The organism is Cupriavidus sp. 207A1, from assembly GCF_057798955.1.
The window spans coordinates 44,806-64,993 of record NZ_JBYOJO010000012.1; the positions used below are offsets into that span (position 1 = coordinate 44,806).

Annotated in this window: 16 protein-coding genes; 11 read left to right on the top strand and 5 right to left on the bottom strand. The window is 68.0% G+C overall.

Annotation, left to right across the window (positions count from 1 at the left end):
• The first annotated feature begins 65 nt into the window (after window positions 1-65).
• From AC3FMM_RS21345 to AC3FMM_RS21360, 4 genes are all read left to right on the top strand, one after another.
• Window positions 66-1,244, top strand: a complete 1,179-nt coding sequence (locus AC3FMM_RS21345) for a LysM peptidoglycan-binding domain-containing protein (RefSeq protein WP_488687425.1) — start codon at window positions 66-68, stop codon at window positions 1,242-1,244.
• Window positions 1,245-1,251: 7 nt separating this feature from the next.
• The gene (gene dprA / locus AC3FMM_RS21350) at window positions 1,252-2,454 is read left to right on the top strand and encodes a DNA-processing protein DprA (protein ID WP_488687426.1); all 1,203 of its coding nucleotides are present in this window, start codon (window positions 1,252-1,254) and stop codon (window positions 2,452-2,454) included.
• Between the two features lie 80 nt (window positions 2,455-2,534).
• Complete coding sequence (locus AC3FMM_RS21355) at window positions 2,535-2,939, top strand: thioredoxin family protein (protein ID WP_115678971.1); 405 nt, start codon at window positions 2,535-2,537, stop codon at window positions 2,937-2,939.
• 157 nt (window positions 2,940-3,096) lie between these two features.
• On the top strand, window positions 3,097-5,784 hold the full coding sequence (locus AC3FMM_RS21360; protein WP_488687427.1) for a DNA topoisomerase III: 2,688 nt from the start codon (window positions 3,097-3,099) through the stop codon (window positions 5,782-5,784).
• Window positions 5,785-5,860: 76 nt separating this feature from the next.
• On the opposite strand, the gene AC3FMM_RS21365 is transcribed toward AC3FMM_RS21360, so the two are convergent.
• On the bottom strand, window positions 5,861-6,802 hold the full coding sequence (locus AC3FMM_RS21365; RefSeq protein WP_115711410.1) for a LysR family transcriptional regulator: 942 nt from the start codon (window positions 6,800-6,802) through the stop codon (window positions 5,861-5,863).
• 201 nt (window positions 6,803-7,003) lie between these two features.
• On the opposite strand from AC3FMM_RS21365, the gene AC3FMM_RS21370 reads away from it, so the two are divergent.
• On the top strand, window positions 7,004-7,294 hold the full coding sequence (locus AC3FMM_RS21370) for a hypothetical protein (protein WP_115678974.1): 291 nt from the start codon (window positions 7,004-7,006) through the stop codon (window positions 7,292-7,294).
• 257 nt (window positions 7,295-7,551) lie between these two features.
• Here the strand turns inward: AC3FMM_RS21370 and AC3FMM_RS21375 are convergent, their stop codons facing one another.
• From AC3FMM_RS21375 to AC3FMM_RS21385, 3 genes are all read right to left on the bottom strand, one after another.
• A complete protein-coding gene (locus AC3FMM_RS21375) occupies window positions 7,552-8,010 on the bottom strand; it encodes a hypothetical protein (protein WP_062795941.1) in 459 nt (152 codons plus the stop codon).
• Between the two features lie 225 nt (window positions 8,011-8,235).
• Window positions 8,236-8,430 (bottom strand): YbdD/YjiX family protein, encoded by a 195-nt coding sequence (locus tag AC3FMM_RS21380; RefSeq protein WP_012354346.1) that lies wholly within the window; start codon window positions 8,428-8,430, stop codon window positions 8,236-8,238.
• 24 nt (window positions 8,431-8,454) lie between these two features.
• A complete protein-coding gene (locus AC3FMM_RS21385) occupies window positions 8,455-10,527 on the bottom strand; it encodes a carbon starvation CstA family protein (RefSeq protein WP_116311931.1) in 2,073 nt (690 codons plus the stop codon).
• A gap of 406 nt (window positions 10,528-10,933) precedes the next feature.
• Between AC3FMM_RS21385 and AC3FMM_RS21390 the strand changes: the two genes are divergently transcribed.
• On the top strand, window positions 10,934-12,340 hold the full coding sequence (locus AC3FMM_RS21390) for a cache domain-containing protein (protein ID WP_488687428.1): 1,407 nt from the start codon (window positions 10,934-10,936) through the stop codon (window positions 12,338-12,340).
• Window positions 12,337-13,026 (top strand): response regulator, encoded by a 690-nt coding sequence (locus tag AC3FMM_RS21395; RefSeq protein WP_115711417.1) that lies wholly within the window; start codon window positions 12,337-12,339, stop codon window positions 13,024-13,026. Before AC3FMM_RS21390 ends, AC3FMM_RS21395 begins: the two co-directional genes overlap by 4 nt.
• Before the next feature lie 51 nt (window positions 13,027-13,077).
• Here AC3FMM_RS21395 and AC3FMM_RS21400 read toward each other — a convergent pair whose 3' ends face one another.
• A complete protein-coding gene (locus AC3FMM_RS21400; protein ID WP_488687429.1) occupies window positions 13,078-14,934 on the bottom strand; it encodes a phosphoenolpyruvate carboxykinase (GTP) in 1,857 nt (618 codons plus the stop codon).
• Window positions 14,935-15,471: 537 nt separating this feature from the next.
• On the opposite strand from AC3FMM_RS21400, the gene AC3FMM_RS21405 reads away from it, so the two are divergent.
• The 4 genes from AC3FMM_RS21405 to AC3FMM_RS21420 all read left to right on the top strand — a co-directional run bounded on the left by AC3FMM_RS21405 (window position 15,472) and on the right by AC3FMM_RS21420 (window position 20,186).
• Window positions 15,472-16,497, top strand: coding sequence for a D-2-hydroxyacid dehydrogenase family protein (locus AC3FMM_RS21405; RefSeq protein WP_326347627.1), 1,026 nt, complete (start codon window positions 15,472-15,474; stop codon window positions 16,495-16,497).
• 226 nt (window positions 16,498-16,723) lie between these two features.
• Window positions 16,724-17,899, top strand: a complete 1,176-nt coding sequence (locus AC3FMM_RS21410; protein WP_488687430.1) for an MFS transporter — start codon at window positions 16,724-16,726, stop codon at window positions 17,897-17,899.
• Between the two features lie 151 nt (window positions 17,900-18,050).
• Entirely contained in the window at window positions 18,051-18,689 is a 639-nt protein-coding gene (locus AC3FMM_RS21415; protein ID WP_414249412.1) for an MOSC domain-containing protein, read from the top strand.
• 261 nt (window positions 18,690-18,950) lie between these two features.
• Window positions 18,951-20,186: an efflux RND transporter periplasmic adaptor subunit gene (locus AC3FMM_RS21420; RefSeq protein ID WP_488687431.1), complete on the top strand. Its 1,236-nt coding sequence runs from the start codon at window positions 18,951-18,953 to the stop codon at window positions 20,184-20,186.
• Window positions 20,187-20,188: the final 2 nt, after the last annotated feature.

Below are 20,188 nucleotides of genomic sequence, written 5' to 3' on the forward strand. Positions count from 1 at the left end.
AAGGCGCGCCGCAACAGGCACGCTCTCCCGGGTCAATCCGGCCGAACCACCGGCCGGTCAGGAAAATGCGCGATCTTACCAAAGAACACCAGGCGGCGTCGGGCCGCAGGCTGCACGCGTCCATCCCCAGATTTCTTGCTTATCCGTTACTGAGTGCCGCGGCCTTCACCGCCGCGCTGCCGGCGCTGGCGGCGGACCTGACGGTCACGGCGGCCCAGCAGGCCGAAGCCGAGCGTACCTACCGGCACGGAATTCCCGTGGCCGATCTTGCCGCCAACGCGCCATCGCAATATTCGGTGCGCGCCGGCGACACGCTGTGGGGCATCTCGGGCCGCTTCCTGCGCCAGCCGTGGCGCTGGCCCGAGCTGTGGGGCATGAACCGGCAGCAGATCCGCAATCCGCACCTGATCTACCCGGGCCAGATCCTGTATCTGATCCAGCGCGACGGACGTGCCTGGCTGTCGACCACGCCGGGCGGCAGCGATACCGTGCGCCTGTCGCCGCAGATGCGCAGCGGCGCCGCCGACAGTGCCGCTATCCTGAGCATCCCGGCCGCCGAGATCGAGCCCTTCCTGATCCGGCCTCTGGTGGTCGACCAGGGCACGCTGGACACCTCGGCGCGCATCGTGGCGGTGTCGGAATCGCGCGTCATTTTGGGCCGCGACGACACCGGCTATGCGCGCGGCATCCCCGCCGAGGCGCCGCAGGGCAGTGACTGGCAGGCCTACCGCCCCCTCACCCCGGTGCGCGATCCCGTGACCCAGGCCGTACTCGGCTACGAGGCCGAATATGAAGGCAATGTGCGCCTGGCGCGCGGCGCGCAGGGCCCGGACGCGGTCTCGACCATGCAGGTCACGCAGGCCAGGCAAGAGATGGGCGTCGGCACGCTGCTGATGCCGCAGCCCGCGCGCGAAGCCTTGCGCTACGTGCCGCACGCGCCCGATGCCCAGCTCGACGGCCGCGTCGCCAAGGTCTATGGCGGGGTGGAATTCGGTGGCGCCAGGCAGGTGGTGGTGCTCAACCTCGGCAGCCAGGCCGGGGTGGAACCGGGCCATGTGCTGGCCCTGTCGCGCACCGGCGAAACCGTGACCGACAAGACCGACAGCAACCGCGCCATCCGGCTGCCGGACGAGCGCTACGGGCTGGCCTTTGTCTTCCGCGTGTTTTCCGGCGTCTCGTATGCGCTGGTCACCGACGCTTCCAACGTGATCGCGGTCGGCGACCGCGCCACCTCGCCGCGCTGAGTCGCTCTTGGTGTCATCTCCGGCGGCGCCTGTCGGCGCCGCATCCCCTTGCCATGCCGGCGCCGGCGCGCCAGCCGCCATCCGCGATGCCGACGACCTGCAGGCATGGCTGCAACTGGCCTGTGCCCCCGGCGTCGGCCCGGTCGCGGTGCGGCTGCTGCTGGCGGCGTTCGGGCTGCCGCGGCAGGTGTTGTCGCAGAGCGTGACGGCGCTGTCCGCGGTGGTCCCGGTCAAGCTGGCCCGCGCGGTTTTGGCCAAGCCGGGGGCCGGCCTGCCGGCGCTGGTCGAACGCACGCTGGCGTGGCTGCGCACGCCCGGCAACCATCTGCTGACGCTGGCCGATGAGGCCTACCCTCGCCGCCTGTTCGATCTGCACGACCCGCCGCCGCTGCTATATATCAGAGGCGATCCCGCGCTGCTGGGCCGCCCCGCGGTGGCCATCGTCGGCGCGCGCAACGCCACCGCGCAGGGCAAGCGCGATGCGCAGGCGTTCGGGCGCGAGCTGTCCGAGTCGGGCCTCACGGTGATCTCCGGCCTGGCGCTGGGTATCGACGCCGCCGCCCATGCCGGCGGGCTGCTCGGTTGCGGCGGCACCGTCGCGGTCACGGGTACCGGAGCCGATCGGGTCTATCCCGCCGACAACCTGGCCCTGGCTCACGAGGTCGCCGAGCGCGGCGCTGTCGTCACCGAATTCCCGCTCGGCATGCAGGGCCTGCCGGCCAACTTCCCGCGGCGTAACCGCATCATCGCGGCGCTGGCGCACGGCGTGCTGGTGGTGGAGGCCGCGGCGCGCTCGGGCTCGCTGATCACCGCACGGCTGGCCGCGGAACTCGGGCGCGAAGTGTTCGCGGTGCCGGGATCGATCCACGCGCCGCTGTCACAGGGTTGCCACCTGCTGCTCCGCCAGGGCGCCAAGCTGGTCGAGCACACCGGGGACGTGCTCGAGGAGATCAACCTGGGGCCAGCCGCACCGGTGCTCGGCCAGCCGTCAGCACAGGCCGTGGCTTCGCCGCCGGCTTCGGATCAGTCTGAATTTGCCAATGCCGCCGACCCCCTGCTGGCCGCCCTCGGCTACGATCCGGTTACGCTGGATGCGCTGTGCGAGCGCAGCGGCCAGCCCCCGGACGCCGCCGCGGCACGCCTGCTGGAGCTGGAACTGGCCGGGCATGTCGAGCGTCTACCGGGAAACCTGTTCCGACGCCTTGCGTGAAGGCCGTGCCGGGCAGCGCGCGCAATACCGATACAATCGCCGCTGTCCGTGTGTCGCGGGCACCTCATGTTTCCGATGCCATGACCGTTTACTTTCCTGAGCGTGATGCAGGCGCCATCGCCGAGTGCCTGGCGGCGCGGCCGCAGGGCCGCCTGGTGGCCTGCCTGTGCGCGCAGTGGTGCGGCACGTGCCGGGATTACCTGGTGGCGTTGACGGCGCTGGCCGCGCGCCATCCGGACCATTGCTTTGTCTGGATCGATATCGAGACCCATGCGGATGCGCTCGGCGATATCGATATCGAGAATTTCCCGACCGTGCTGGTGCAGCCTGCCGCGGGCGGCGCGCCGCAGTTCTATGGCACCCTGCTGCCGCATATCGAGGTGCTCGAGCGCATGCTCACGCGTGGCGCGGCCATGCCGGCGCCGGCGGAAGAGGTGCCCGAGGTGCTGGACTGGTTGCTTGGCGGGGGGCGCGGCGGCGCTTGAGCGGCGCGCGCGACGGCAGGCGAGCCGCCATCAGGCTGGCTTGCACCGCCGTCGAAACCGCGCTTATTATTGGCGCCTCATAGCCCCCCGGCGTTCTGATTACTACGTTTGCAGTGCATTAGCGGGTTGCCGGATGCAGCCCGCAAGGACCCTTCCCATGTCAAAAGCCCTCATCATCGCGGAAAAGCCGTCGGTCGCGGCGGATATCGCCCGTGCCCTCGGGGGGTTTACCAAGCACGACGAGTATTTCGAGAGCGACGACTACGTGCTGTCCTCCGCCGTCGGCCACCTGGTCGAGATCGCCGCGCCAGACGAATACGAGGTCAAGCGCGGCAAGTGGAGCTTCGCCAATCTGCCGGTGATCCCGCCGCACTTCGACCTGCGCCCGATCGCCAAGACCGAGTCGCGCCTGAAGGTGCTGAACCGGCTGATCAAGCGCAAGGACGTGACCGCCCTGATCAACGCCTGTGACGCGGGGCGCGAAGGCGAACTGATCTTCCGGCTGATCGCGCAACAGGCCAAGGCCAAGCAGCCGGTGCGCCGGCTGTGGCTGCAGTCGATGACGCAGCAGGCGATCCGCGACGGCTTCGCCAGCCTGCGCGAAGACGAAGACATGCTGCCGCTGGCCGACGCCGCGCGCTGCCGCTCCGAGGCCGACTGGCTGGTCGGCATCAACGGCACCCGCGCCATGACTGCCTTCAACAGCAAGGGCGGCGGCTTCTTCCTGACCACCGTGGGCCGTGTGCAGACGCCGACGCTGTCGATCGTGGTGGAGCGCGAAGAGAAGATCAAGCACTTCGTGCCGCGCGACTACTGGGAAGTGCGCGCCGAGTTCATCGCCGCCGCCGGCCTGTACGAAGGCCGCTGGTTCGACCCCAAGTTCAAGAAGAGCGAGTTCGATCCCGAGGCGCGCGAATCGCGCCTGTGGAGCGAGGCCGAGGCCAAGAGCATCGTCGCCGCCTGCCGCGACAAGCCGGGCACCGTCACGGAAGAATCCAAGCCGTCGACGCAGCAGTCGCCGGCGCTGTTCGATCTGACCACGCTGCAGCGCGAGGCCAACTCGCGCTTCGGCTTCTCGGCCAAGAACACCCTCGGCCTGGCGCAGGCCCTGTATGAGAAGCACAAGGTCCTGACCTACCCGCGTACCGATGCGCGCGCACTGCCCGAGGACTACCTGGACACGGTCAAGCAGACCATGGACATGCTGGCCGACAGTTCGCCCAACTACCTGCCGCACGCCAAGAAGATCCTGGCGCAGGGCTGGGTCAAGCCGAACAAGAAGATCTTCGACAACAGCAAGATCAGCGACCACTTCGCCATCATCCCGACGCTGCAGGCGCCCAAGAACCTGTCGGAACCGGAGCAGAAGCTGTACGACCTGGTGGTGCGCCGCTTCCTGGCGGTGTTCTTCCCGGCGGCCGAGTTCCAGGTCACCACCCGCATCACGGAAGTCGCCGGCCACCACTTCAAGACCGAAGGCAAGGTGCTGGTCAACCCGGGCTGGCTGGTGATCTACGGCCGCGAGGCGCAGGGCAAGGATGGGAAGGAGGACGCAGCCAACCTGGTGCCGGTGGCCAAGGACGAGAAGGTCAAGACCGACAAGGTCGAGGCCGTCGGCCTGACCACCAAGCCGCCCGCCCGCTACAACGAAGCCACGCTGCTGTCGGCGATGGAAGGCGCCGGCAAGCTGGTCGACGACGACGCGTTGCGCGAAGCCATGGCCGGCAAGGGCCTGGGCACGCCGGCCACGCGCGCGGCCATCATCGAAGGGCTGCTGACCGAGAAATACCTGGTGCGCGAAGGCCGCGAGCTGATTCCGACCGCCAAGGCGTTCCAGCTGATGACGCTGCTGCGCGGCCTGGGCGTGCAGGAACTGACGCAGGCGGAACTGACTGGCGAGTGGGAGCACAAGCTCTCGCAGATCGAGCGCGGCCGTCTCAAGCGCGACGAGTTCATGCGCGAGATCGCGCAGATGACCCAGCAGATCGTCAAGCGCGCCAAGGAATACGACAGCGATACCATCCCCGGCGACTACGCCACGCTGGACACGCCGTGCCCGCAGTGCGGCGGACAGGTCAAGGAGAACTACCGCCGCTTTGCCTGCACCGCGTGCGAATTCTCGATCAGCAAGATCCCGGGCGGCCGCCAGTTCGAGATCGACGAAGTCGAGGAACTGCTGCTGAAGAAGGAGATCGGCCCGCTGCAGGGTTTCCGCAGCAAGATGGGCCGCCCGTTCGCCGCCATCCTCAAGCTGGGCAAGGACGACGAAGGCCATTACAAGATGGAATTCGACTTTGGCCAGAATGACGACGACAACGACGGCGAGCCGGTCGACTTCAGCGGCCAGCAGCCGGTGGGAACCTGCCCGAAGTGCGGCGGCTCGGTGTTCGAGCACGGCATGAAGTACGTCTGCGAGAACAGCACCACCAGCCCCAAGAGCTGCGACTTCACTACCGGCAAGATCATCCTGCAGCAGGAAATCAGCCGCGAGCAGATCGGCAAGCTGCTCAACGAAGGCAAGACCGACCTGCTGACCGGCTTCAAGTCGTCGCGCACCGGCCGCAACTTCAAGGCCTTCCTGGTCAAGCAGCCGGACGGCAAGATCGGCTTCGAGTTCGAGGCGCGCGAGCCCAAGGCGGGCGCCAAGACCGCGGCCAAGGCGGCATCGCGGGGCACGGCGGAAGCCGAGGCGGCGCCGGCAACCAAGGCTGCAACCAAGACCGCCGCCAAGACTGCGACCAAGACCGCCGCCACCAAGGCGCCGGCGAAGAAGGCCGCGGCAAAGAAGGCACCCGCCAAGACCGCCGCGGCCAAGAAGACGCGCGCAGCCGCGGCCGGCGAGTAAGCCAGCCAGCCACAAAAAACGCCCGGCATGGCCGGGCGTTTTTGTTTGTTGCGGCGCGCGGCGCAGCCGCGGCCGTTCAGGTGCGCACGGCGTGGGCGCCCAGGCTGGCGGCCGGATGGTCATCCTTGCCCCGCACATGCCCTTCTTCCAGCAGGAAGTCGATAAAGGCGCGAACCTTGGTGGGCAGGAACTTGCGGCTCGGATAGACCACGCTGACATCGCGCCGGGGCAACTGGTATTGGGGCAGCACGCGCACCAGCCGGCCCGCGTCGATATTGGGCCGCGCCAGGTAGGACGAGAGCATGGCCACGCCCATGTCGGCCAGCGCGGCCTGGTGCGCCAGCTCGGCGTTGCTGCACAGCAGCCCAGGGCGGATCGGCACGGTCACCTCGCCTTCCGGTCCGAGCAGCGTCCATTCGTGCTCGGCATTGGGCAGGCGCATGGCGATGCAGCGATGGTGGCTCAGTTCATGGGCATGGCGGATGGGCGCATGCGCCGCGACATAGCCGGGCGAAGCGCACAGGATGACTTCGGCCGACAGCAGCGGGCGCGCCACCAGGTGCGAGCCCAGTCCCAGGTCGGACAGCATCACGGCCACGTCGCGGCCTTCCTCGACGATATCGACATTGCGGTCCGACAGGATCACGTCGAAGACCACGTCCGGGTAGAGCTGCTGGAAGCGCGACAGCAGTTCCGGCAGCAGGTGCAGGCCGAACATCACCGGCGTCACCAGGCGCAGCGTGCCGGACAGCGACTGGCTGCGCGCCGTGACCACGCTCTCGGCTTCCTCGACGTCTTCCAGGATTTGCTGGCAGCGCTGCAGGTAGGTCTCGCCGGCATCGGTCAGCGACAGGCTGCGCGTAGTCCGGTTGAGCAGGCGCGTGCCGAGGTGGCTTTCCAGGTCGGCCACATAGCGCGTGACCACCGCGTTGGACATTTCCAGCTGCTGCGCTGCACGCGCGAAGCTGCCGAGCTCCACCACTTTGGAAAACACACGCATCGACTGCAGGCGATCCATGACATAGTCTCCGGTTTCTTTGCTGAATTCTTACGCAATCAGCTTATTTTATTGTCCGAATCAAAACTAATCATTGTGGATCCTGATATTTATTGATATGAGGGAAATGCCTAATATCTAGCCATCGGATGCCGCAATGCAACATGCCCTTCCCCGGAAGGTGCCGGATCAGGCATCCACGCTACAAGAAAGGCCTGAATCATGAAAACCAACCGTTACACCCTGATCGCTGTCGCCACCGTCGCTGCCGCCCTGTCCGCCGCGCCGGCCTTTGCCAAGAATGGAAAGTTCGACGTCTACACCGACGGCGCCAAGGTGGCCAGCTTCGACGTCTATGCCGACGGCGCCCGGGCCGGCAAGTTCGACCCGTACACGGACGGTGCTAAGGCCGGCAAGTTCGACACCTTCACCGACGGTGCCCGCACCGGCAAGTTCGATACCTTCTCGGAAGGCGCGAAGTACGACACCACGACCGATCGCGCGCCGCTCTGAGCCGGCACGGTCCACCGCTTCAACCTGGTCTCCACAGGTCTTTAGGAGAGCGCCCCGCGTCTCTCCCGCTTTATTGGAGAAGAAGCCCGCACCGGGACCGGTGCGGGCTTCTTTGTTTCAGGCGCCGGCAGATCCGGGCCGAACTCTGGTCGATTATGCCAGACGCCGCAACGCAACAAGGGCTGGTGAATACCCGGCGGTGGCGGCGCCAAAGAAAAACGGGCCATCACGGCCCGTTTTGCTGACCCCGCTGCGACTTAATCGTCGTAGTGGTGGCGATGATGGTGCTTGTGCTTCTTGCGCTTGTAATGGCTCTTGTTGTAGTAGCGGCGATCGTCGTCGTACGAGTTGTTGCGCGAGATATTGCCGCCCAGCGCCGCGCCCGCGCCGCCGCCCAGGCCGGCGCCGATCAGGCCGCCGGTGCGCCCGCCCATGGCATTGCCTGCCGCGGTACCCGCACCGCCGCCCAGGGCGCCGCCGATGATGGCGCCGGTGCGCTCGCGACGGTTCGACGTGACCGCGCCACCCGCGCCGCCGCCTACCGCACCGCCGATCACGGCGCCGGTGCTGCCGCCCAGCGCGCCACCGACCGCGGCACCGGCGACACCGCCGAGCGCGCCGCCGAGGGCGTTGTTCATGTCGCCCGCGACGGCCGGCAGCGCGCAGGCCGCCAGGGCAAGGGCAACGGTCAGGTTGCGAATGGGATGGCGAGTCATATGTTTTTTCCTCGAATTGCCATGATGTGTCGCAAGTGTAGATAAGGTGCCGCGGCCTTGCTGTAACCACCTGTAAAGCCCTGTAACCCCCTGCAGAAACGGTATCGGGCCATTACAAAGGCGCGGTGAAAATACAACACTTAATAAAAAGACAGGCGATCATGTGATCGCCTGTCTGCTTTGTCGGCCGCCGAACCAAAGTCGGCGGCGTAGCTCAACGTGTCGTTAGCAGCACTTGCCTTGCCCGCCGCCGTAGCGCGCCTCCTGGCGCTCGCGGAAAAACTCCTCGTAGCTCATCGGCGCACGGTCAGGGTGCGTGCTTTCCATATGCGCCACATAGGTCTGGTAGTCGGGCAGGCCGACCATCAGCCGCAGCGACTGCCCGAGGTACCGGCCCATGGTGCCAAGTTGTTCCAGCATGGCGGCTCCTTGTTGATATCAGGGTCAGGACTGGGCCGAAGCGGCGCCCGGCAGCGGCTCGAACGGCGTTTCCTTGTCGGTCGGGCGGTTCGCTGCACGGGCCTGCAGCGCGGTCTTGAAGCCGTAGAACACGATCGACAGCACCACCACCATGAACAGCGCGCACAGCCCGGCGTCCAGGTAATCGTTGAAGACGATGCGGTGCATCTGCTCCATCGACTTGGCCGGCGCCAGCACCTTGCCTTCGGCGATGGCGGCGCTGAACTTGGCGGCGTGGGTCAGGAAGCTGACCTTCGGGTCGGCATGGAACAGCTTCTGCCAGCCGGCGGTCAGCGTGCAGATCAGCAGCCAGACCGTGGGTACCAGCGTGACCCAGGCGTACTGGCCGCGCTTCATCTTGACCAGCACGCAGGTGCCCAGCACCAGCGCCACCGCGGCCAGCATCTGGTTGGAGATGCCGAACAGCGGCCACAGCGTATTGATGCCGCCCAGCGGATCGACCACGCCCTGGTACAGGAAGTAGCCCCAGGCCGCCACCGTCAGCGCGGTCGCGATCAGGTTGGCCGGCAGCGAGTCGGTGCGCTTCATCGACGGCACGAAGCTGCCCAGCAGGTCTTGCAGCATGAAGCGGCCCGCGCGGGTGCCCGCGTCGACGGCGGTCAGGATGAAGAGCGCCTCGAACAGGATGGCGAAGTGGTACCAGAACGCCATCATGGCCTGGCCGCCGACCACCTGGTGCAGGATGTGCGCGATGCCCACGGCCAGCGTCGGTGCGCCACCGGCGCGCGAGATGATGGTGTTCTCGCCGACGTCCTTGGCGGTCTGCACCAGCACGTCCGGCGTGATCACGAAGCCCCAGGTCGACACTGCCTGCGCCACCGCCTCGGGCGTGGTGCCGATCACCGCGGCCGGGCTGTTCATGGCGAAGTACACGCCGGGCTCGATCACCGCGGCGGCAACCAGCGCCATGATGGCGACGAAGGACTCGGCCAGCATTGCGCCGTAGCCGATGAAGCGCGCGTGGGTTTCGTTCTCGAGCAGCTTGGGCGTGGTGCCCGACGAGATCAGCGCGTGGAAACCGGACACCGCGCCGCAGGCGATGGTGATGAACAGGAACGGGAACAGGTTGCCCGACCAAACCGGCCCGCCGCCCGCGGCGAACTGCGTGAAGGCCGGCATCTTCAGTTCCGGCGCGACGATCAGGATGCCCACCGCCAGCGCGATGATGGTGCCGATCTTCAGGAAGGTCGACAGGTAGTCGCGCGGGGCCAGCAGCAGCCACACCGGCAGCACCGCGGCGACAAAGCCGTAGATGATCAGCATCCAGGTCAGCGCCTTGCCGTCGTAGGTGAACAGCGGCGCCAGGGTCGCGCTTTCATGCACGTACTGGCCGCCGATGATGGCCAGCATCAGCAGCACGAAGCCGATCACCGAGACCTCGCCGATGCGGCCCGGGCGGATGTAGCGGGTGTAGATGCCCATGAAGATGGCGATGGGGATGGTTACCGCCACGGTGAAGGTGCCCCACGGCGAGTCCGCCAGCGCCTTCACCACGATCAGTGCCAGCACCGCCAGGATGATGATCATGATCATGAAGCAGCCGAACAGCGCGATCATCCCAGGCACCGTGCCCATCTCGGACTTGACCAGGTCGCCCAGCGAGCGGCCGTCGCGGCGCGTCGAGATGAACAGCACCATGAAGTCCTGCACCGCGCCGGCGAACACCACGCCGGCCAGCAGCCACAGCATGCCGGGCATATAGCCCATCTGCGCGGCCAGCACCGGGCCCACCAGCGGGCCGGCGCCGGCAATCGCGGCGAAGTGGTGGCCGAACAGCACCGCCTTGTTGGTCGGCACGTAGTCCAGGCCATCGTTATGGCGCCACGCGGGCGTCATCCGTTTGGGATCGAGCTGCATCACCTTGTCGGCGATGAAGCGGCTGTAGTACCGATAGGCGATCAGGTAGATGCAGAGCGCGGCCACCACGATCCACAGCGCGCTGACGGCTTCGCCGCGCGCGAGCGCGACGGTGCCGAAGGCAAACGCGCCAAGGATGGCGACGGCCAGCCACACCAGGTGTTCTCCGATGCGATTCATAGTGTAGGGTCTCCTCAGACCGGGATTTGGGAAGCCTGCGGCGGCGAAGGACTGGCAACTGGCAACGGGCGGGTCGGCGGCGGGCGCGCCTGGGGCGGGCAGCGAGGGCAATCCGGCGGTGAGGGGTCTCCTGGGCTGCTGGAATGAATTGCTGCGCGCCCGGTTCGTGTCGTTTCCGGATCTCGTCTTGCAGGCAGGCGATGCACCAGCCGGGTAGGCGGTGCACCAACTGCGTGGACCCGCGCCGCATGTTGGGGCGGCTTGCGCGTCCGGCGTGTAGTATTGACAGCCGCCAAACCCGGCACAAGCGCGTAACTACGCAGCACTTCTGCGTAGTACTACGCAAGTCGACGGTGGCATGCCGCCTGCGCGGCATCGGTGTTTACCCCCGCTTCCCCGGTCTTGTATGAAACTCCGCCAGAAAATCCTGTTGCTCGCCGTGGCGCCGCTCGCGGTGGCGATGCTGGGCATCGCGCTGGCGGTGCGCTACCAGGCCACCCAACTGGCACAGCATGAGCGCGCGCTGGTCGAGGCCGCCTACCTCCAGAGCAAGGAGACCGAGCTGCGCCACTACGTGGAACTGGCGCAGAGCGCGATCGCGCCGCTGGTGCGCTCCGGCCGCAACGACGAAGCCACGCGCCAGGCGGCGATGGAAGCGCTGGCGCGGCTGGACTATGGCCCCGACGGCTACTTCTTCCTGTACGACCTGCAGGGCCGCAACCTGATGCATCCGCGCCAGCCCGAGCTGGTGGGCCAGGATCTGTGGACACTGCGCGACCCGCAGGGCGCGCCCACCATCCAGCAGCTGATCGCCGCGGCCAGGGGCGGCGGCGGCGCGGTGCGCTACCAGTGGCGCAAGCCCTCGACGCAGCAACTGGCACCCAAGCTCGGCTACGTGGTGGCGGTGCCCGAATGGGGCTGGATGCTCGGCACCGGCATCTACCTGGATGACGTCGAAAGCACGCTGCGCCAGCTCGACGCGCGCGCCGAGACCGATATCCGCGAGACCATGGGGTGGATCGGCGTGATCGCCGGCATCAGCATCCTGCTGGTGGCTGCCAGCGGTTTGGCGTTGAACGTCAGCGAGCACCGCGAGGCCGACGCCAAGCTGCGCCAGCTGGCGCAGCGCGTGGTGCAGTCGCAGGAAGAAGAGCGCGCGCGGCTGTCGCGCGAACTGCACGACGGCATCAGCCAGCTGCTGGTCTCGGTCAAGCTGGTGCTGGAAACCGCCGCCAACCGGCTGCGCCTGGCACCGGCCGACGGCGCGGCGGTGGCGCCGGTGCTGGGCATGGCGCTGAACCGGCTCGACACGGTCTTCAATGAAGTGCGTCGGGTGGCGCGCAACCTGCGGCCGGCGTTGCTCGATGACCTGGGGCTGTACGCCGCGCTGCAGCACCTGGGGCGCGAGATGCAGGGCGGCAGCGGCCTCCAGATCACGGTGACGCAAATCGGCACCCCGCGCGAACTGCCCGACGAGCAGGCCACGGCGCTGTTCCGCATCGCCCAGGAAGCGCTGACCAACGTCGAGCGCCACGCTGGTGCCCGGCGCGTTGCCGTGTCGCTCGCCTTCGATCCCGATGCCACGCGCCTGGCCGTGCGCGACGACGGCCATGGCTTCGACGTCGCGCGCATGCAGGCCGACCCGCAGCGCGGCATTGGCCTGCGCAACCTGCGCGAGCGCATCGCCGCGCTGTGCGGGCAGTTCGACATCCTTTCCGGCCTGGGCGGCACCCAGATCATCGCCTCGCTGCCGCTGGCCAGCCCCGCGGCCGCCGCGCGCGACGCCATTACCGCAGGACCCTCGCAGTCATGATCCAGTTTCTTGCCGAAGATCGCGAAGAAGATAACGAAGCGCCCGCGCGCGTGCTGCTGATCGACGACCACGCGCTGGTGCGCGACGGCATGCGCATGCACCTGGCGCTGCAGCCCGGGCTGCGCGTGGTGGGCGAAGCCGATGACGGCGAAGCCGCGCTGGCGTGGCTGGACCGCGCCGGCGCGGCCGACATGCCGGACCTGGTGATCACCGATATCGGCATGCGCGGCATGGGCGGCATTGCGCTGGCGGCGGCGCTGCACGACCGCTATCCCGAGCTGGCGGTGCTGATCGTATCGATGCACGACAACCTGGAGTACGTGCGCCAGGCCGTGCGCGCCGGCGCGCGCGGCTATGTGCTCAAGGACGCCCCGGCCGACGAGCTGATCGCGGCGATCCGCTCGGTGCTGGCCGGGCGCGTGTTCTACAGCGCCCGCATTGCGCGCGGCATCGCCGAGCAGAGCCCCGCTGCCGGCCCGCTCGATGCGCTCACGCCGCGCGAGCGCGATATCCTGCGCGGCATCGGGCGCGGCCTGGCCAACAAGGAGATCGCGGCGCAGCTCGGGGTGTCGGTGCGCACCGTCGAAACCCATCGGCTGAACCTGAAGCGCAAGCTGGGGATAGAGGGGCGGGCCGGACTGGTGAAGTATGCGGTGGAGACGCTGGGGGACAGCGAGGGCGCATAAAAAACGCCCGCCTGGGACAGGCGGGCGTTGGCTGGCTCAGGACTTGCGCGCTCAGCCGTCCAGTCGCTTGCCGAGTGCCGCGCGCGTCTGCGCCAGCGCCTGCGGCAGGTGGTGCTTCAGCTGCGTGAACAGCTCGTCGTGCAGCGTCAGTTCCTTCTGCCAGGCGTCACGGTCGATCGAGGTCACCTGCTCGAACTGCGCCGGCGAGAACTCGACGCCGTTCCAGTTCAGGTCCTGGTAGCGCGGCGAGGTGCCGAACACATGCTCGGCGCCCTGCCCCCTGCCTTCGACGCGGTCGATCATCCACGACAGCACGCGCATGTTCTCGCCAAAGCCCGGCCACACGAAGTTGCCGTCGGCATCCTTGCGGAACCAGTTTACGCAGTAGATCTTCGGCAGCCTTGCGCCCGCGGCTTCGAGCTTCTTGCCCAGTTCGAGCCAGTGGCCGAAGTAGTCGCTCATGTTATAGCCGCAGAACGGCAGCATGGCGAACGGGTCGCGGCGCACCACGCCTTGCTGGCCGGCGGCCGCCGCGGTGGTTTCCGAGCCCATGGTGGCGGCCATGTAGACGCCTTCGGTCCAGTCGCGCGCCTCGGTCACCAGCGGCACCGTGGTCGAGCGGCGGCCACCGAAGATGAACGCATCGATGGGTACGCCGGCCGGGTTGTCCCAGTTGTCGTCGATCGACGGGCATTGCGACGCGGGCGCGGTGAAGCGCGCGTTCGGGTGCGCGGCCTTGGCGCCGGTGGCCCTGGCAATCTCCGGGGTCCAGTCCTTGCCCTGCCAGTCGATCAGGTGCGCGGGCGCTTCCTTGGTCATGCCTTCCCACCACACGTCGCCGTCGTCGGTCAGCGCCACGTTGGTGAAGATGACGTTTTCCTTCAGCGTCGCCATCGCGTTGTAGTTGGTCTTCTCGCTGGTGCCCGGCGCCACGCCGAAGTAGCCGGCTTCCGGGTTGATCGCGTACAGGCGGCCGTCCTTGCCCGGCTTGATCCAGGCGATGTCGTCGCCGATGGTGGTGACCTTCCAGCCCTCGAAGCCCTTGGGCGGGATCAGCATGGCGAAATTGGTCTTGCCGCAGGCCGACGGGAAGGCGGCGGCGACATGGAATTTCTTGCCTTCGGGCGAGGTCACGCCGAGGATCAGCATGTGCTCGGCGAGCCAGCCTTCGTCGCGGCCCATGGTCGAGGCAATACGCAGCGCGAAGCACTTCTTGCCGAGCAGCGCATTGCCGCCGTAGCCCGAGCCGAACGACCAGATCTCGCGCGTTTCCGGGAAATGGACGATGTACTTGGTGGGATTGCACGGCCACGCCACGTCTTTCTCGCCGGCGGCCAGCGGCTTGCCCACCGTGTGCACGCACGGCACGAAGGCGCCGTCGCTGCCCAGCACCTCGTACACGGCCTTGCCCATGCGGGTCATGATGCGCATGTTGACCGCCACGTACGGCGAATCCGACAGTTCCACGCCGATATGGGCGATCGGCGAACCCAGCGGCCCCATCGAGAACGGCACCACATACAGGGTGCGGCCGCGCATGCAGCCGTCGAACAGGCCGGCCAGGGTCTGGCGCATCTCGGCCGGCGGGGTCCAGTTGTTGGTCGGGCCGGCATCTTCCTGCTGCTCGGAGCAGATGAAGGTACGGTCTTCGACGCGGGCCACGTCCGACGGGTCCGACAGGGCCAGGAAGGAGTTCTTGCGCTTGGCCGGGTTCAGCCGCTTCATGGTGCCGGCGGCGACCATCTGTTCGCACAGGCGGTCATATTCTTCCTGCGAGCCGTCGCACCAGTAGATATTGTCGGGCTTGGTCAGCGCGGCGATTTCCGCGACCCAGGCGATCAGCTTGGGGTGCTTGACCCAGGCCGGCGCATTGACGGCTGCCGTACCTTGCATCGTGGGGTGGTTCATACTGCAAACTCCAGGTTTGTAAAGGGAAGGAAGGGAGGGAATCCTTGCAAAGCCTGGCCGGCGGGTTCTCATGTGTGCCGGGGGCGGAACCGTCACTGCTGCTGTGTCCCTGCAGTGTCCTGCAAGGGCCGCATCGGGAGCGTCACATCCCGTTACAACTCCGCGGCGGCCCGGTTTGCGCAAAAGGTCGCGGCGGCCACGGCGGCTGCGCTACAGTGGCGCTTCGCCCGCGCAGCGGGGCCTGCAGTTGCCGGCCGGGCTTTGTCCGGAGGCAGCGGCGTGACGGGAGCAACGCTCGACCGACAATCCGCGGCGGCACCGGAGCGGGCAAGGATACCACTGGCGCACCCCCCTGTTTTTTGCTGCGCAACAATTGCCGGCGTCGGCCGGCGCGGTATTTGGCCGCGCCTGCCACCAGGGTTGCGGCGCGCCGGTGCGGGTTCGCAAACGTTTCACAACAATACTGTTGGCCGGCGCGCGCCTCGGTGGGCGCGCGCACCAATTGGCACAACGTCCCGAAGATAACCAGGGTTGCCGATGAAGATTGCCGTACTCGACGATTACCAGGATGCCGTGCGCAAGCTGCCTTGCTTCAGCCTGCTGGAGGGGCACGACGTCAAGGTGTTCAACAACACCGTCAAGGGCGTAGGCCAGCTGGCGGCGCGCCTGTCAGACGTGGAAGCCGTGGTGCTGATCCGCGAACGCACACGCATCACCCGCCAACTGCTTGAAAAACTGCCAAAACTCAAGCTGATCAGCCAGACTGGCCGGGTCGGCGCCGGGCCTGGCAGCCATATTGACCTGGATGCCGCCACCGACCGCGGCGTGGCGGTGCTGGAAGGCGTGGGCTCGCCGGTGGCGCCGGCCGAACTGACCTGGGCCCTGATCATGGCCGCCCAGCGCCGCATTCCGCAGTACGTGGCCAGCCTGAAGCATGGTGCGTGGCAGCAGTCGGGGCTGAAATCGACCACGATGCCGCCTAATTTCGGCCTGGGCCAGGTACTGCGCGGCCAGACGCTGGGAATCTGGGGCTACGGCAAGATCGGCCGGCTGCTGGCCGGCTATGGCCGCGCTTTCGGCATGAAGGTGCTGGTCTGGGGCCGCGAGGCATCCCAGCAAGCCGCGCGTGCCGACGGCCTTGACGTGGCGCCATCCAAGGAGCAATTGTTCGCCGACAGCGATGTGCTGTCACTGCACCTGCGCCTGAATGACGACACCCGCGGCATCGTCAAGCAGGCCGACCTGACCGCCATGAAGCCGACCGCGCTGTTCGTCAATACCAGCCGCGCCGAACTGCTCGAAGAGAACGCGCTGGTCACCGCGCTGAACCGGGGCCGCCCGGGCATGGCGGCGATCGATGTCTTCGAATCCGAGCCGATCCTGCAGGGCCACGCGCTGCTGCGCATGGAAAACTGCATCTGCACGCCGCACCTGGGCTACGTGGAGCGCGACAGCTACGAGCTGTATTTCCGCACGGCCTTCCAGAACATCCTGGATGTGCTCGGTGGCAAGCACGACTGCATCGTCAACCCAAAGGCGCTGGCGCCGGTGTTGACGCGCTGAGGCGCTTCGGCGCGCGCCGGTTTTCTCCCCCTCTCCCGCAAGCGGGCGAGGGGAGCCTGCTTCGGGCGGTGTTGGCTGCGGCCGGAGCCTGCCTGTCCCTCCGCGAACGCGAATATCCCGAAACCGCTACACTCGGGACTTCCCTTACCGCCCGGCCTGCCATGGCCCGCGGCAGCCCTGACAACAACAAGGCGCCCTCCGCGCCGATCCCTCTCCCAAGGCCGGCATGGACCCCAGGCTCGTGACGCTCTGCGTCGGCAATTTTGTCATCGGCACTGGTGCGATGATCGTCACCGGCATGTTGAACGACATTGCCGGCGACTTCGGGCTGGGCGCGGCCAGTGCCGGGCAGTTGATATCGGTGTTCGCGCTGGCCACCTGCGTGGGAGCGCCGCTGTTCGCCACGCTGGGGTCGCGCATCGACCGCCGGCTGCTGCTGGCGGGCTCGCTGCTGGTCTATGGGGTGATGCACGTGGCTGCGGCCCTGGCGCCGAGCTTTGCGGCGCTGATGGCGATCCGCTTCCTGACCGCGATCGGGGCGGCCATCTATACGCCGCAGACCGCGGCCACGCTGCCGCTGCTGGTCAATGCGCAGACCCGCGGGCGCGCCATCAGCTTCGTGTTCCTTGGCTGGAGCATTGCCAGCGTGGTGGGCGTGCCGCTGGGGACGTGGATTGCCAGCACGCTGGGGTGGCGCGTCAGCATGGCGCTGGTGGGGGTGATGGCGCTGCTGGCGGCGGCGGCGGTGTGGCGCGCGCTGCCGCGCGGGCTGATGGTGCCGCCGGCCGGGCGCGAGGCCTGGAGCGCGGTGCTGCGCCACAAGCCGGTCATGCTGGTGGTGCTGACTACCATGATTTCGTCGGCGGGCATGTTCACGCTGTTTACCTATATCGCGCCGCTGATGCGCGACGTCCATGGCATCAGCGGCGGCGCGCTCAGCCTGATGTTCCTCGCCTACGGTGCCTGCGGGGTGTTCGGCAATGCCATGGCGGCGTCGCGCATGGACCGGGTCACGCCCAGCCGGATCGTGCAGGTGACGCTGCTGACCTCGATCACGGCGATGGTGCTGTGGCCGCTGGCCGGGCTGGGCAGCGTCGCGCTGGTGGCGCTGTTCATGCTGTGGGGCGTGGGCGGCTTTGCCACCAACAGCGCCCAGCAGGCGCGGCTGGTGCTGCTGGCGCCGGAGCGGGCCTCGGTGTCGATCTCGCTGAATTCCTCTTCGATCTACCTGGGTCAGGCCGCCGGCGCCATGGCGGGCGCGGCGATCTATACCCTGGCCGGGCCCGACACGCTGCACTGGGGCGCGGCGGCGCTGATGCTGGCGGCGCTGGCGGTGTCGCAGCGCGCGCGCCTGCTGGGCTGCCGCTGGCAGCCCGCGCAAGCGGCAGCCCGGCAGCTCTGATTCCAGTCTGAAACACGCGCCACGCCCCCCCGCCGGCGCCTTGTGAGGAACCGCACCAAGCACTTGTCCACAGCGTTATCCGCCCCGTTATCCTCAGGGATATCCGCAGCTTATCCACATCCCTTTCCACAACCACGAAGCGGGGGCGCACGTGAGCGATTCGAGACCTTGGCCGGGCCTTGCACGCGTGCTGGCAGTCAGCCTGGGCAAGGCCATCCCGCTGGTGGTGGCGGGTGCGGGCACCGAGGCGGTGGTGCTGTCGGGCATTCGCAAGCATCCGGTCAGCACGCTGCTGCACCCGCTGCGGGTCCAGGTGCAGCAACAGGGCCTGGCGGGCGACGAGCAGGGCGACCTGACGGTGCACGGCGGCCTCGACAAGGCGGTCTACGCCTACCCCTCTGAGCACTACGCCTGGTGGAATGCCCGCCGCCGCGCCTGCGCCCAGCCCGACTCGGGGCCGCCGCTGCCCTACGGCGCGATGGGGGAAAACCTGACGCTGGAGGGCTTGCTGGAGTCCGCGCTATGGATCGGCGACCTGGTGCGGGTCGGCACCGCCCTGCTGCGCGTGGAAGCCCCGCGCCAGCCCTGCTACAAGTTCAACGCCGCGCTGGGGTATCGCCATGCGGTGCGGGACATGGTGCAGAGCGGCTACTCCGGGGTCTATCTCAGCGTGGTGCTGAAGGGCGAAGTGCGTGCCGGCGACGCCGTGATTGTGCAGGCCGGACCACGGGAATTGTCGGTGGACAGCGTAAATGAGTGGCGCCGCGATGGCCGCCGGCAGCTTTTCTGATAATGTTTGTCTAACCATACAAGCGCCCCGCTACACACATCTCCGGCCTCCCCTGTGGCCCGGACGGCGTTTGCCGGCGCCGGGCATTACCAGACCCTTGCACCCCTGTAACGGACTGTAATACGCGGCGCTGGCTCCGGCGGGCGAAGCGCGGTACTAGTAGAGTCTTTGCGCGACACGCACCGGCAGCAATCGGGCACAACATGCCGGGCGGTACACGGGGAGTGGCGCTGAAGACGCGGGGCAGAGGGTCCACACAATATGAAATCTGACAGGATCGACCAGCCCAAGGGCTTCGTCGACAGCAACTGGAGGGCGGCCGCCGGGACCGGGCGCGGCCGCGTGTCGCCGTGGCTGGCAGTGGTGGTGGTGCTCGCCGTCGCGGGCATGGGCTGGTTCGCATGGCGTACCTGGCTGGCGCCGAAGCCCGCGCCCAAGCCGCCTGCGGCGGCGGTGGTGTCGACCGCGCCGGTGCAGCAGGGCGACGTGCCGCTGCAGGTCTCGGCCAACGGCAATGTCACCGCGCTGTCCACGGTGGAGGTGCGGCCGCAGGTGTCGAGCACCGTGCGCACCGTCCATATCAAGGAAGGTCAGACCGTCAAGCCCGGCGAGCTGCTGTTCTCGCTCGATACCCGCATGGACGAGGCCAACCTGGCCAAGGCGCAGGCGCAGTTGCTGCGCGACCAGGCCGACCTGGCCGATGCCCGCCGCGCGCTGGCGCGCAGCCAGGAGCTGCTGCAGCGCAATTTCATCTCCAAGAGCGCGGTCGATACCGCGCAGGCGCGGGCCGACGGCCTTGCCGCCACCGTGCGCGCCGACCAGGCCGCGATCGAAGCCAGCCGCGTGGCGGTCAGCTACGGCGCCATCCGCGCCACCATCAGCGGCCGCACCGGCGTGATCAACGCCTTCCCGGGCTCGCTGGTGCTGCCCAACAGCACCCAGCCGATGGTCACGATCGCCCAGGTGCAGCCCATTGCCGTCACCTTCAGCCTGCCCGAACGCCAGCTGGCGGCGCTGCGCGAGGCGCTGCGCGCCGGCCCGGTGCAGGTCACCGCGCAGCCCAACGACGGCAACCAGGCGCCGGTGACCGGCCGCATCAGCTTTGTGGATAACACGGTCGATCCGCAGTACGGCACCATCCGCGTCAAGGCCCAGTTCGACAATGACGAGCAGCGGCTGTGGCCCGGCACCTATGCCACCGTCAGCGCCGTGGTGCAGACGCTGAAGGACGCGCTGTCGGTGCCGCCGCAGGCGGTGGTGACCGGGCCCGAGGGCCGCTTCGTCTATGTGGTGCAGCCCGACAGCAAGGTGGCGCGCGTGCCGGTGCGGGTGGTGACCACCACCGCCGCCGCGGCCGTGGTCGAGGGCGTGCAGCCCGGCGCGCGCGTGGTGGTGGAGGGTACGCAGAACCTGCGCCCCGGCGCGCTGGTGCGCGAGGCCGCCGCCCGCGGCGCTTCCGGCGCCGACGCCGCCCGCCCTGCCAGCGCGGGGCACTGAGC

Coding starts and splice junctions, on each gene's coding strand:
- AC3FMM_RS21345 (WP_488687425.1), top strand. CDS start 66: ATGCGCGATCTTACCAAAGAACACCAGGCGGCGTCGGGCCGCAGGCTG.
- AC3FMM_RS21355 (WP_115678971.1), top strand. CDS start 2,535: ATGACCGTTTACTTTCCTGAGCGTGATGCAGGCGCCATCGCCGAGTGC.
- AC3FMM_RS21360 (WP_488687427.1), top strand. CDS start 3,097: ATGTCAAAAGCCCTCATCATCGCGGAAAAGCCGTCGGTCGCGGCGGAT.
- AC3FMM_RS21365 (WP_115711410.1), bottom strand. CDS start 6,802: ATGGATCGCCTGCAGTCGATGCGTGTGTTTTCCAAAGTGGTGGAGCTC.
- AC3FMM_RS21370 (WP_115678974.1), top strand. CDS start 7,004: ATGAAAACCAACCGTTACACCCTGATCGCTGTCGCCACCGTCGCTGCC.
- AC3FMM_RS21375 (WP_062795941.1), bottom strand. CDS start 8,010: ATGACTCGCCATCCCATTCGCAACCTGACCGTTGCCCTTGCCCTGGCG.
- AC3FMM_RS21380 (WP_012354346.1), bottom strand. CDS start 8,430: ATGCTGGAACAACTTGGCACCATGGGCCGGTACCTCGGGCAGTCGCTG.
- AC3FMM_RS21385 (WP_116311931.1), bottom strand. CDS start 10,527: ATGAATCGCATCGGAGAACACCTGGTGTGGCTGGCCGTCGCCATCCTT.
- AC3FMM_RS21390 (WP_488687428.1), top strand. CDS start 10,934: ATGAAACTCCGCCAGAAAATCCTGTTGCTCGCCGTGGCGCCGCTCGCG.
- AC3FMM_RS21395 (WP_115711417.1), top strand. CDS start 12,337: ATGATCCAGTTTCTTGCCGAAGATCGCGAAGAAGATAACGAAGCGCCC.
- AC3FMM_RS21400 (WP_488687429.1), bottom strand. CDS start 14,934: ATGAACCACCCCACGATGCAAGGTACGGCAGCCGTCAATGCGCCGGCC.
- AC3FMM_RS21405 (WP_326347627.1), top strand. CDS start 15,472: ATGAAGATTGCCGTACTCGACGATTACCAGGATGCCGTGCGCAAGCTG.
- AC3FMM_RS21410 (WP_488687430.1), top strand. CDS start 16,724: ATGGACCCCAGGCTCGTGACGCTCTGCGTCGGCAATTTTGTCATCGGC.
- AC3FMM_RS21420 (WP_488687431.1), top strand. CDS start 18,951: ATGAAATCTGACAGGATCGACCAGCCCAAGGGCTTCGTCGACAGCAAC.